This is a genomic window from Lysobacter enzymogenes (assembly GCF_017168095.1).
Lineage (GTDB): Bacteria > Pseudomonadota > Gammaproteobacteria > Xanthomonadales > Xanthomonadaceae > Lysobacter > Lysobacter enzymogenes_D.
In genome coordinates this window covers 1-12303 of record NZ_LXSD01000079.1, presented here as the reverse complement: position 1 = coordinate 12303, position 12303 = coordinate 1, and the positions used below count along the sequence as shown (strand labels likewise).

Sequence of the window (12303 nt, the reverse complement as noted above, 5' to 3'; positions counted from 1 at the left end):
GGCGCGCGCGCCACTGCCGCCAGCGCGCGCGCGCGGCGGAAGCGGGCGTCGGCTCGGCGCCGGCCATGGCCGCGCTCAATCCACCGCCACGGCGTAGAGGATCGACTTGGCCAGGTCGGCCGCGCCGTCGGCTTCGGCGACCAGGCGATGGGTGGCGACCGCGGCGAACAGCGCCTGCACGTCCTCGGGCACCACATGGCTGCGGCCGAGCAGCAGCGCATAGGCGCGCGCGGCGCGCAGCAGCGCCAGTCCGGCGCGCGGCGACAGGCCCACGCGCACGCCCGGGTGCTTGCGGCTGCGCGCGAGCAGCGCCTGCACGTAGGCGATCAGCGCTTCGCTTACCTGCACCGCATCGACCGCGCGGCGGATCGCCTGCACGTCCTGGCTCGACAGCAGCGCGCGCGCCTGCGCGATCAGGTGGCGGCGGTCGGCGCCGGCGAGCAGGTCGCGCTCGGCGGCTTCGTCCGGGTAGCCCAGGTGCAGGCGCAGCAGGAAGCGGTCGAGCTGCGAATCCGGCAGCGGGTAGGTGCCCGACAGGTCGACCGGGTTCTGGGTGGCGATGACGAAGAACGGATCCGGCAGCGGATGGGTGCGCCCGTCGATGGTCACCTGGTGCTCGGCCATCGCCTCCAGCAGCGCGCTTTGCGTGCGCGGCGGCGCGCGGTTGATCTCGTCGGCGAGCAGCACCTGGGTGAACACCGGGCCGGGATGGAACTGGAACTGGCGTGAGGTCGGGTCGAACACCGACACCCCGACCACGTCGGCCGGCAGCAGGTCGGAGGTGAACTGCACGCGCTGGAATTCCAGGCCCAAGGTGGCCGCCAGCGCGTGGGCGAGGGTGGTCTTGCCCAGGCCGGGCAAGTCCTCGATCAACAGATGGCCGTCGGAGAGCAGCGCGACGAAGGCCAGCCGCACCGCCTGCGCCTTGCCGAGCACCAGCGCGTTGACCTGCGCCTGGGCCTGTTCGAGGGCGCCGCGCAGCGCATCGGTTAGGATGTTCGCTTCGTGCGTTGCGTTGCTTGCGGTGGTCTTGCCTGCGCTCATCGGGCCTGCCGTCGTAGAAAGCGTGAGGTTGGGAAGCGTGGTGCGTGGAAGCGTGATGCGTGAAAGCGTGGTGCGTGAAAGCGTGGTGCTCGTGCGTATGGTTCGGAAGGGCGTGGTGGCGAAAAGCCCGATTGCGAAAAAATCCTGCCTTGATACGCCGCGGTTCTGAAACGCCGCGACTGCGAAAACGCCGCCTCGGCAACACGATGGTGCCGCGTGCGCGACGCAGGATCGATTGCGCAAAACCTTGCGTCGCAACCTTGCGTTGAAGCGCGCGATGCCGAAGATGTCTTTTTTGTCAGGTTCGTGAGCGTCGACCCCGCACCGTGGAACCCGCTTCTGCGATAAGCGTCAACAAAACGCAGTGCGCTGGCGATGCGACGAGACGAGACGTTCCCCCAGGATCCAGAGTGTAGCGAGGTCGGGTGCCGATGCGGGACAGGGACGAAGCCAGCGCGATGCGCAATCTGTTCTGGGCGCTGTGGACGCTGGTGCTGCTGCTCAAGCTCGCCGTCGCCGCCAAGCTGCCGCTGTTCGTCGACGAGGCCTTCTATTGGCAGGAAGGCCGGCATCCGGCCGCGGCCTATTCCGACCTGCCCGGCCTGACCGCGTGGCTGGCGCGGCTGGGGGTGGAACTGGGCGGCAATTCGACGCTGGCCTTGCGCGCGCCGTTCCTGGCCATCGCCGCGCTGGTGCCGTGGCTGCTGGCGCGGGTGGCCGCGCGCGAGTTCGGCGCGCGCAACGGCTGGATCGCCGGCTGCTACGCGCTGCTGCTGCCGCTGGCGGGCACGCTCGGCCTGCTGGCGCTGCCCGACGCGATGATGGCGCTGGCGACCCTGCTGTGCCTGGACGCCGGCGCGCGCCTGCTGCGCCAGGTCGATGCGCGCAGCGCGGTCGAGCTCGCCGCCGGCCTGTCGCTGGGCGCGCTCAGCCATTACCGTTTCATCGCCGTAATCGGCGTGGGCTTCGTGGTGCTGTTGTTGCTGCCCGAAGGCCGGCGCGCGCTGCGCGACGCGCGCGTGCTGACCGCGGCGGCGATCGGTGCTTCGGCCTGGGCGCCGCTGGTGGCCTGGAACCTCGACAACGCCGATGCTGGCCTGCGCTTCCAGTTGGTCGATCGCCATCCCTGGGCGTTCCATGCCGACGGTTTGTGGTTCGTCGCGATCCAGGCGCTGCTGGTCACGCCGCTGCTGTTCGCCGCGCTCGCCGTCGCCGGCTGGCGCGGCGCGCGCGATCCCTCGCCGGTGACGCGTTATTTCGCCCTGCTCGGCGGCCTGGTGGTGCTGGGCTTCTTCGTGCTCGGCTTCTTCGCCGACACCGAGCGGGTCAGCTTCCACTGGCCGCTGCCGGGCTTCATGGCGCTGCTGCCGTTGTTGCCGATGGTGCTGGCGCGCTGGCCGGAGTGGGCGCGCGGCTTGACCGCGGCGCTGGCCGGCGCCGCGCTGCTGGCGATGCTGGGCTACTACGTGGCGGTGTCGCGGCCGGAACTGCGCGCGCGCAGCGCCGGCGAGAAGTGGTACCCGGCCAACTTCGCCGGCTGGGACGAACTGGCGCGCGGCGTGCGCGAGCGCTTGCAGACGATGCCGCCGGGCACGCGCCTGGTCGCCGACAACTTCAAGGCCGGCGCCGAACTGGGCTTCGCCCTCGACGACCCGCGCATCGCCGTGCTCGATCATCCGATCAACCACAAGCACGGCCGCGCGCCGCAGCTGCGGCTGTGGGGCCTGCACCGCGACGGCCGCGCCGACTGGGGCGCGCAGCCGGTGCTGCTGGTGGTCGGCGCGACCGAAGTCGAATACAAGAACCTGCTGCAGCGCTATCACGACCTGTGCGCGATGGTCGGGCCGCTGCCGCCGCCGCAGATGCTCAACATCGATCACGGCCGCCAGCGCTTCGCCCTGTTCGCCTTCGACGGCCCCCGGCGCGAGGGCGAGTGCACCACGCCGGCGATGGCCTGGATCGATCAGCCCGCCGCCGGCGCGCGGGTCGGCCCGGGTGCGTTCGCGGTCTCGGGCTGGGCGTTCAAGGACGGCGTGGGCCTGGCCAAGGTCGAGATCATGCTCGACGGCCGGGTGGTGGCGCAGGCCGATTACGGCCAGGAGCGCGCCGGCGTGCGCGAATACTGGAGCCTGCGCGACGGTCGCCATTCCAGCGATCCGCAGCACCCGCGGGTGGGGTTCGGCGCGACGGTCGAGCTCGACGCCGAGGCGCCCGGCCGGCATTGGCTGGGCCTGCGCCTGCATGGGCGCGACGGCAGCGTCGAGGATTGGGCGGAGCAGCCGATCGATTTGCGTCGGCGTTGAGCGATGGGGCGGGGCCGCGTAGCGCTCGGTCGTTAGTTGCGGCGGCGCGCGCGAATGCGGTTGCGGCGCGATCGAGTTATCGCGGTCGCGGCTTGCGCCGCTCCTGCAGGTGGGCAACCATCAAGGCAACGCGTAGCCGGCGCGGCGCAGCAGGCGCGCGGTGGCGATCAGCGGCAGGCCGATCAGCGCGGTCGGGTCGCGCGATTCGATCGCCTCGAACAGGGCGATGCCCAGGCCCTCGGATTTGAAGCTGCCGGCGCAGTCGAACGGCTGTTCGGCATCGACGTAGCGCTCGATTTCGCTGGCGCCCAGTTCGCGGAAGCGCACCACGGTGACGTCGAGTTCGCTCAACGCGGCCTGCCCGTCGCGCAGCACGCACAGCCCGGTGCAGAAGCGCACTTCGCGCCCGGACATCGCGCCGAGCTGGGCGATCGCGGCCTCGCGTCCGCCGGGCTTGCCGATCGGCAGGCCGTCGAATTCGGCGACCTGGTCGGAGCCGATCACCCAGGCGTCCGGACGTTGCGCGGCGACCGCGGCGGCCTTGGCCTCGGCCAGGCGCCTGGCCAGCTTGGCCGGCGTTTCGCCCAGCTGCGGGGTTTCGTCGGTTTCGGGGCGCGCGACGTCGAACGCCAGGCCGAGGCGGCCGAGCAGTTCGCGACGGTAGCGGGAGGTGGAGGCGAGGATCAGCGGGGTCATAAGGGCAGGGGTGAGCGCACGGGAGTGAGGAGCGAGCGGGCGCTTTCGCCCGCTCCTCACTCCTGTGCGCTCGTTTCTCAGTTCAGCCGGGCCTGCTCGATCTGCACCAGTTGCTGCTCGATCCGCCCGCGCGCGGCGTCGATCGAGGCGCGGACCTCGCCGAGCTGGTTCAGGCTGGCCTGGCGGCCGTGGTCGCGCAGCCACAGGCGCTGGCGCAGCATTTCGCGCATGGCCTCGCCGACCGGGTCGCGGCCCTCGTCGCCGGCCACCGCCTCGATTTCGGCGCGGGCGGTGCGCAGGCGCGCCTCCAGCGCGTCGGCGGCGTCGAGCACTTCGCGTACCGCGCGCTGCCGGCGCAGCGGCCGGTACAGCAGGGCGGCGATCACGGCCGCGGCGGCGATCGAAGTCAGGAACATTAACAGGACTAGGGTCACGGCCGGGCCGATGGCGGGGGGCGAGGCCCGGCAGTCTGCACGCGCGGGCCCGCCACGGGCAAATCCCAAGCCGGTCCGGGACTTGCGTTTTGACAATGGTTTGACAGCGCCCCGCGCGGTCTCTACCATTTCGCGGCTTATGTCAGCCGAAGTGCCATCTGGGCGGGTGCCCGAAGTCCTGGATGCCTGGCGCCTGGTGGCGGCACGGCGCGGCGTGGAAGGCCGTCTGCCGTTGTCGGCGCTGTCGCGCCTGGCGGGTCTGCTGTACGACACCGACGGCGAAGTCCGGTTTTCGCTGGACTTCGACACCGACGAACTGCAGACGCCCTACGCCGAGCTGAAGATCGACGCCGCCCTGCCGTTGCTGTGCCAGCGCACGCTGGAGCGGTTCGAGCTGCCGGTGCAGATCGTCCAGCGCCTCGGGCTGATCCGCGACGAGGCCGACGAAGCCGCGTTGCCGCCCGGCTACGAGCCGTTGCTGATGCCCGCCGACGGCATGCTGCAGCCCTCGGACCTGGTCGAGGACGAGCTGATCCTCGCCGTGCCGGTGGTGCCGATGGCGCCCGGCAACGAGGCGGTCGAGCGCGACTGGCCGGCCGACCAGGCCGAGCGGGACGCCGCCAACCCGTTCGCGGTGTTGTCGTCGCTGAAGAAAAACAACTGAGCCAAGCGATAAACCCGCGCGTTTGGTTCACAATACCCAGTTCCAACTCCGACCTGCAGGCATCGAGCGAGTCCTGCTAATCGGGCTTACGCTATCCACCTCAGGTTTCCACCGCTTTTCCGGAGCAAGACCATGGCCGTTCAGAAGTCCCGCGTCACCCCGTCCCGCCGCGGCCAGCGCCGTTCGCACGATGCGCTGACCAGCAAGCAGCTGGCCACCGACCCGACCACCGGCGAGACCCACATCCGCCACCACGTCACCGCCGACGGCTACTACCGCGGCAAGAAGGTGATCGACACCAAGTCGCGCGTCGCCGACGAGGAGTAATCCTCCCGGCCCGCCGCGGCGCGCGCTGGCATAGGCGCGCGTCGCCGCGATCTGGGCCGGCGGAGGATGGCGTCCGCCATCGCGCCGGCACCGGTCGGACCGCCCCCGCGGCGAGTCCGTGCGACAACAGACCTGCGGCCGCCGCGGCTTCGTCTTCCGCCAGCTTCGCGCTGGCGGTCCTGTTTCTCGGTGGCCTGCGGGTGCGCGCGCGTTCGCGACGCCGCCGTTGCGCAGGCCGCCCCGGCCATTCCGCGGAGCGGTGATGACAGATCGGATTTACGCCCGTATCGCGGGCACCGGCAGCTACCTGCCGGCCCAGGTGGTGACCAACGACGAGCTGGCCAAGCGCGTCGAGACCAGCGACGAATGGATCCGGACCCGCACCGGCATCCGCCAGCGCCACGTCGCCGCCGAAGGCGAAACCACCGTCGACCTGGCTTACCAGGCCTCGCTGCGCGCGCTCGAAGCCGCCGGCGTGACCCCCGAAGAGATCGACCTGATCGTCCTGGGCACCACCACCCCGGACCTGATCTTCCCGTCCAGCGCCTGCCTGCTGCAGCACCGCCTGGGCGCCAACGGCTGCCCGGCCTTCGACGTCAACGCGGCCTGCTCGGGCTTCGTCTACGCGCTGACCGTGGCCGACAAGTTCATCCGTTCCGGGGCGGCCAAGACCGTGCTGGTCGTGGGCTCGGAAACCCTGACCCGCATGCTCGACTGGACCGACCGCTCCACCTGCGTGCTGTTCGGCGACGGCGCCGGCGCGGTGGTGCTCAAGGCCGACAGCGAGACCGGCATCCTCAGCACCCATCTGCACGCCGACGGCGGCAAGAAGGAACTGCTGTGGAACCCGGTCGGCGTCTCGGCCGGCTTCAAGCCCGAAGAGCACAACGCCGGCGTGCGCGTGCTGATGACCGGCAACGAAGTGTTCAAGCACGCGGTCAAGGCGCTGGATTCGGTGGTCGAGGAGACCCTGGAAGCCAACGGCCTGGACCGTCACGAGATCGACTGGCTGATTCCGCACCAGGCCAACCTGCGCATCATCGAGGCCACGGCCAAGCGCCTGGACATGCCGATGGAGCGGGTGATCGTCACCGTCGACAAGCACGGCAACACCTCGTCGGGTTCGGTGCCGCTGGCGCTGGACGAGGCGGTGCGTTCGGGCAAGGTGCAGCGCGGCCAGCTTTTGCTGCTTGAGGCGTTCGGCGGCGGTTTCACCTGGGGTTCGGCGCTGCTGCGTTACTGATTCGTTACAGGGGCGCCGCTCCTGCGCGGAGCGGCGTCCCACGCCCCGATCGGGGCAGCGGGCCGGAGGCCCGCGCGCGGCGCCACGCACAAGGACTCGCGTCATGGTGACCCGACTGAACCTGCAAGGCCGCACGGCCTGGCTCAAATCCTACGGCGGCGGCAGCCGCCGCCTGCGCCTGCGCGCGCTCGAACTGACCGCGCGCCGGCTCGGCGTGCCGTCGTTGTTGCCGCCGCCGCACCGGGTCGGCGCCGACGCGCGCCAGACCGAACAGCGCCGCCTGCAAGAACTCGCCGCGGTCGACGTGCGCGTGCCGAGCATCCTCGGCGAGGGCGACACCTACCTGCTGCTCAGCGACATCGGCGAAACCCTGTCGGCGCGGCTGCGCCGCTCGACGCCGGAGCAGGCCTATCGGCTGGTGACCCAGGCCGCGCGCACGCTGGCGCAGGTGCACGCGCGCGGCGGCTACATTGGCCAGCCGCTGGCGCGCAACCTCACCGTCGACGCCGACGGCCGCATCGGCTTCATCGATTTCGAGGAAGACCCGGCCGAAGTCATGACCGTGCAGCAGGCGCAGATCCGCGACTGGCTGATCTTCGCCGCCGGCGCTTCGCGTTACTTCCGCGACCCCGACCAGGAGCTCAGCGCGATCATTGCCGACTCGCTGCGCGGCAGCGCCGAAGAGGTGAGACGCGGCCTCGGCGACGCCGCCGACCGGCTCGGCTTCGTGCAATCGCTGACCCGCTGGCTGGGCCGGCGCGCGCGCGGCCTCGGCGGCGCGGTGCAGGCGCTGCGCCGCGCGGCGTGGCTGTGGATGCTGGCCGCGGTGCTGATCGGCCTGGGCGTGGATTTCGCGCCCGATCGCGATTTCGATTCGCTGCGCGAAGTGGCCGAGTTCATCGATTGATGCACGCTGCGAGTGCTGTGCGAACGACGGCCGCGGGGCGACCCGCGGCCGTTTTCGCATCCGCACCCTCGCCGCGATGCCGGCGATCCCCCTGTAGGAGCTGCGCGAGCTGCGACCGCGAAGCAGCACTTACGACGCAGGCGAGGTTTCGCGGTCGCAGCTCGCGCAGCTCCTACAGCGAGGTCTCCTTTTCATGCGAACGTTTGAATGATCGTCAGCCGCTCACGCCGAAACCGCCGATCCCGCACACTCGCTCGCGTCACTTTGCGACGCGCTGTGACGCCGTACCGCCGAGTACAGACGTTCGCCACTTTTCGCCCGTATCATGCGCGCTTCCAACCGATACGGCAGTGCGTGTGAGCGATCAGCGACTTTCTTTCGTCTTTCCGGGCCAGGGCTCGCAATCGGTGGGCATGCTGGCCGAGCTGTCGGAACTGCACGCGGGTCTGCGCGAGACCTTCGCCGAAGCCAGCGACGGCGCCGGCGTCGATCTGTGGGCGCTGAGCCAGGGCGGTCCGGAAGAGATGCTCAACCGCACCGAATACACCCAGCCGGCGCTGCTCGCCGCAGGCGTGGCGATGTGGCGGCTGTGGCAGGCCCGCGGCGGCGCCCAGCCGGCGCGGCTGGCCGGGCACAGCCTCGGCGAATACACCGCGCTGGTCGCCGCCGGCGCGCTGTCGCTGCGCGACGGCGCCCACCTGGTGCGCCTGCGCGGCCAGCTGATGCAGGACGCGGCGCCGGCCGGCGTCGGCGCGATGGCCGCCGTGCTCGGCGCCGAGGACGCCCTGGTCGAAGAGATCTGCCAGGCCGTGTCCGGCAGCGAAGTGGTGGTGCCGGCCAATTACAACTCGCCCGGCCAGATCGTCATCGGCGGCCATGCCGCGGCGGTCGACAAGGCCCTGACCCGGCTGGCCGAGGCCGGCGTGCGCAAGGCGGTCAAGCTGGCCGTCAGCGTGCCCTCGCACACCCCGCTGATGCGCGAAGCCGCCAACCGCCTGGCCGAAGCCATGGCCGGGCTGGACTGGCGCGCGCCGCAGTTGCCGGTGGTGCAGAACGTCGACGCCCAGGTCCACGCCAGCGTCGAGGCGATCCGCGACGCGCTGGTGCGCCAGCTCTACCTGCCGGTGCGCTGGACCGCCTGCGTGCAGGCGCTGGCCGCGCACGGCGCGCAGCGCGTCGTCGAGTGCGGCCCGGGCAAGGTGCTGACCGGCCTGGTCAAGCGCATCGACAAATCCATCGACGGCCGCGCCATCGGCACCCCGGCGGAGTTCGACGCCGCCCTGTCCGACTGGCGCTGAACCCGCCGCCGCACTACCGGGCGCAGCGCGCTACTCAATCGCCGCCTCAGCCTGTAGGCTGGCCGCGCCCGGGCCCCGTGCCCGGCGGGCGAGGTCGCAGGACGCGGCGGTCGACAGCAGCGGCGCCACCACGAGCCAGCACTACGGAGTGAAACCAATGAGCACGACCCCGCTTTCGGGCGAAATCGCGCTGGTCACCGGCGCCAGCCGCGGCATCGGCGCGGCGATCGCCGACGAACTGGCCGCGCAGGGCGCGACCGTGATCGGCACCGCCACCAGCGAATCCGGCGCCCAGGCCATCGGCGAACGCCTGGCCGCGCACGGCGGCCACGGCCGGGTGCTGAACGTCGCCGACCCGGCCTCGGTCGAGTCGCTGCTCGACGCGGTGGCCAAGGAGATCGGCGCGATCTCGATCCTGGTCAACAACGCCGGCATCACCCGCGACAACCTGCTCATGCGCATGAAGGACGAGGACTGGCAGGCCATCCTCGACACCAATCTCACCAGCGTCTATCGCACCAGCAAGGCGGTGATGCGCTCGATGATGAAGGCGCGCCGCGGCCGCATCATCAACATCGCCTCGGTGGTCGGCGTGACCGGCAACCCGGGCCAGGCCAACTACGCCGCCGCCAAGGCCGGCGTGATCGCCTTCAGCAAGTCGCTGGCGCGCGAGATCGGCAGCCGCGGTGTGACCGTCAATGTGGTCGCGCCCGGATTCATCGACACCGACATGACCCGCGACCTGCCGCAGGACGCGAAGACGGCCATGTTCGACCAGATCGCGCTGGGCCGCTTCGGCGAACCGGCCGACATCGCCCGCGCGGTGGCGTTCCTGGCCGGCCCCGGGGCCGGCTACATCACCGGCGAAACGCTGCACGTCAACGGTGGCATGTACATGCCGTAAGGCCTTGACGTAGGCTAGTAAGCGATTGAACCCAAAGGGGTTTCGTCGACGCCGGGGGCCGGTCTCGCGAAACATCCCGATTCCATTAGACTATCCCATCGAAAAACCCCTCACGGGAGGAGCAGCATCCATGAGCAGCATCGAAGAACGCGTCAAGAAGATCGTGGTCGAACAGCTTGGCGTCAAGGAAGAGGAAGTCACCAACAACGCTTCCTTCGTCGACGACCTCGGCGCGGATTCGCTCGACACGGTCGAGCTGGTGATGGCGCTCGAGGAAGAGTTCGAGTGCGAGATCCCGGACGAAGAGGCCGAGAAGATCACCTCGGTGCAGCAGGCCATCGATTACGTCAAGGCGCACGTCAAGTCGTAATCGGCCGCGACGCAGCCGCGCACGAGTCCTCGCGCGCGGCCTGCGCCGGCATGCGTTGCGCGACCATCGCACGACCATCGCAATGGATCGACAAGCAACCACCCGGGGCCGCATTGCGGCCCCGCGCTTTTCCGGGGCGTCGATACGCCGGCGTAGCGTGGCGGCCGCTTCGGCCCGCACGCGGCGCGCGCCCGGCGCTCTTGCGTCCGCACCGCATCGAGCGGCGCCCGTTTGCACGCGGCACCCGTTTCAAGAACGATCCGCTGCAAACGAGGCCTGCTGCAAACAAGACCCGCTGCAAACAAGACTGATCCCCAAGAGGTAAGGCTGAATGTCCAACCGTTCCTTCAACCGCCGCGTGGTCGTCACCGGCCTCGGCCTGGTCTCCCCGCTCGGCAACGACGTCGCCAGCAGTTGGGACGGCATCGTCAACGGCCGCTCCGGCATCGGTCCGATCACCCATTTCGATCCCGCCGCGTTCACCACCCGCATCGCCGGCGAAGTGCGCGACTTCGACATCACCCGCTACGGGGTGAGCACGAAGGACGCGAAGAAGATGGACGAGTTCATCCATTACGGCGTCGCCGCCTCGCTGATGGCGCTGCAGGACGCCGGCATCGTCGTCGACGATTCCAACGCCGAGCGCATCGGCGCGCTGGTCGGCTCGGGCATCGGCGGCCTGCTCGGCATCGAAGAGCAGACCGTCAAGTACCACGAGGGCGGCCCGCGCAAGATCTCGCCGTTCTACGTGCCCAGCACCATCATCAACATGCTGCCGGGGCAGATCTCGCTGATCACCGGCGCCAAGGGCCCGAACTTCTCCGCGGTCTCGGCCTGCGCCACGTCGAACCATTCCATCGGCATGGCGATGCGCATGATCCAGTACGGCGACGCCGACGTCATGGTCGCCGGCGGCGCCGAGCGCGGCTCCTCGCCGACCTCGGTCGGCGGCTTCTGCTCGATGAAGGCGATGTCGACCCGCAACGACGATCCGACCCGCGCCTCGCGGCCGTGGGACAAGGACCGCGACGGCTTCGTGCTCGGCGACGGCGCCGGCATCCTGATCCTGGAAGAGTACGAGCGGGCCAAGGCGCGCGGCGCGCGCATCTACTGCGAACTGGCCGGTTTCGGCGCCAGCTCCGACGCGTTCCACATGACCGCGCCGAGCGAGAACGGCGAAGGCCCGGCGCGCTGCATGGTCTCCGCGCTCAAGGACGCCGGCATCAATGCCGATCAGGTCGGCTACCTCAACGCGCACGGCACCTCGACCCCGCTCGGCGACCTCGCCGAGACCCTGGCGATGAAGCGCGCGTTCGGCGATCACGCCTACAAGATGATGGTCAGCTCGACCAAGTCGATGACCGGGCACCTGCTCGGCGCGGCCGGCGGCGCCGAGGCGATCTTCTCGGTGCTGGCGCTGCACGACGGCATCATCCCGCCGACCATCAACCTCGACGAAGCGGGCGAGGGCTGCGATCTGGACTACGTGCCGAACGTGGCGCGCGAGGCCAAGATCGATGTGGCGGTGTCGAACGGGTTCGGCTTCGGCGGCACCAACGGGACGCTGGTGTTCAAGCGGATCTGACGGGACGCGACGGTCGATGCGAAGGCCCGCGGAGCTTCGGCTTCGCGGGCTTTTTCGTTTTTGCGGGGCTTTTTGTAGGAGCTGCGCGAGCTGCGACCAACGCAGAGGTGTACGCGAGCGCAGTCACCCGAAGCCCGGCCAATCGGTGTCGTTTCGGGAGCAGCGCTCGCGCCGCCGGGCTTCGGTGGCTGTGCTTGCGTACACCTCTGCGTTTGCTCGCAGCTTGCGCAGCTCCTACAGGGATGGCTCCACAACTGCGCAAGCTCCTGCGGGCCCGCGTAGGATGCCGCCATGGCTTTCGACGACCTCCCCGAAGCACGCTTTTTCCAGGGCGACCAGCGCGTCCCCGCGTTGCCTGCGTTCGACCGCGGCCAGGCCTACGGCGACGCCCTGTTCGAAACCCTGCGCGCGCACCGCGGCGAGCTGCCGTGGTGGGACGCACATTGGGCGCGGCTGAGCGGCGGCGCCCGGCGCCTGGGCCTGGCGCTGCCGGACCCGCGGCGCGTGCGCAGCGAGGCCGGCGACCTG

Annotated in this window: 13 protein-coding genes; 10 read left to right on the top strand and 3 right to left on the bottom strand. The window is 70.3% G+C overall.

Annotation, left to right across the window (positions count from 1 at the left end; all coding sequences use genetic code 11):
• Nucleotides 1-75: 75 nt before the first annotated feature.
• Nucleotides 76-1044 (bottom strand): AAA family ATPase, encoded by a 969-nt coding sequence (locus tag A7A76_RS02305; protein WP_206409679.1) that lies wholly within the window; start codon nucleotides 1042-1044, stop codon nucleotides 76-78.
• 458 nt (nucleotides 1045-1502) lie between these two features.
• Here A7A76_RS02305 and A7A76_RS02300 point away from each other — a divergent pair, with 458 nt between their 5' ends.
• The gene (locus tag A7A76_RS02300; protein WP_206409678.1) at nucleotides 1503-3347 is read left to right on the top strand and encodes a glycosyltransferase family 39 protein; all 1845 of its coding nucleotides are present in this window, start codon (nucleotides 1503-1505) and stop codon (nucleotides 3345-3347) included.
• A 120-nt stretch (nucleotides 3348-3467) separates the two neighbouring features.
• Here the strand turns inward: A7A76_RS02300 and A7A76_RS02295 are convergent, their stop codons facing one another.
• Both A7A76_RS02295 and A7A76_RS02290 read right to left on the bottom strand, forming a co-directional pair.
• Nucleotides 3468-4043 (bottom strand): Maf family protein, encoded by a 576-nt coding sequence (locus tag A7A76_RS02295; protein WP_206409677.1) that lies wholly within the window; start codon nucleotides 4041-4043, stop codon nucleotides 3468-3470.
• Between the two features lie 77 nt (nucleotides 4044-4120).
• A complete protein-coding gene (locus A7A76_RS02290) occupies nucleotides 4121-4459 on the bottom strand; it encodes a hypothetical protein (protein WP_206409676.1) in 339 nt (112 codons plus the stop codon).
• A 157-nt stretch (nucleotides 4460-4616) separates the two neighbouring features.
• Here A7A76_RS02290 and A7A76_RS02285 point away from each other — a divergent pair, with 157 nt between their 5' ends.
• From A7A76_RS02285 to A7A76_RS02245, 9 genes are all read left to right on the top strand, one after another.
• Nucleotides 4617-5141, top strand: coding sequence for a YceD family protein (locus tag A7A76_RS02285; protein ID WP_206409675.1), 525 nt, complete (start codon nucleotides 4617-4619; stop codon nucleotides 5139-5141).
• 132 nt (nucleotides 5142-5273) lie between these two features.
• A complete protein-coding gene (gene rpmF, locus A7A76_RS02280; RefSeq protein ID WP_074867689.1) occupies nucleotides 5274-5468 on the top strand; it encodes a 50S ribosomal protein L32 in 195 nt (64 codons plus the stop codon).
• A gap of 262 nt (nucleotides 5469-5730) precedes the next feature.
• A complete protein-coding gene (locus A7A76_RS02275) occupies nucleotides 5731-6711 on the top strand; it encodes a beta-ketoacyl-ACP synthase III (protein ID WP_074867686.1) in 981 nt (326 codons plus the stop codon).
• Between the two features lie 103 nt (nucleotides 6712-6814).
• Entirely contained in the window at nucleotides 6815-7618 is an 804-nt protein-coding gene (locus tag A7A76_RS02270; RefSeq protein WP_206409674.1) for a serine/threonine protein phosphatase, read from the top strand.
• A 356-nt stretch (nucleotides 7619-7974) separates the two neighbouring features.
• Entirely contained in the window at nucleotides 7975-8916 is a 942-nt protein-coding gene (gene fabD, locus A7A76_RS02265) for an ACP S-malonyltransferase (protein ID WP_206409673.1), read from the top strand.
• Between the two features lie 157 nt (nucleotides 8917-9073).
• Nucleotides 9074-9820, top strand: coding sequence for a 3-oxoacyl-ACP reductase FabG (fabG, locus tag A7A76_RS02260; RefSeq protein WP_206409672.1), 747 nt, complete (start codon nucleotides 9074-9076; stop codon nucleotides 9818-9820).
• A 130-nt stretch (nucleotides 9821-9950) separates the two neighbouring features.
• On the top strand, nucleotides 9951-10190 hold the full coding sequence (gene acpP / locus A7A76_RS02255; protein ID WP_031373652.1) for an acyl carrier protein: 240 nt from the start codon (nucleotides 9951-9953) through the stop codon (nucleotides 10188-10190).
• Nucleotides 10191-10521: 331 nt separating this feature from the next.
• Entirely contained in the window at nucleotides 10522-11775 is a 1254-nt protein-coding gene (fabF, locus tag A7A76_RS02250; RefSeq protein ID WP_206409671.1) for a beta-ketoacyl-ACP synthase II, read from the top strand.
• Between the two features lie 291 nt (nucleotides 11776-12066).
• A partial coding sequence (locus A7A76_RS02245) for an aminotransferase class IV (RefSeq protein ID WP_343225265.1) occupies nucleotides 12067-12303 on the top strand: 237 nt, incomplete at its 3' end.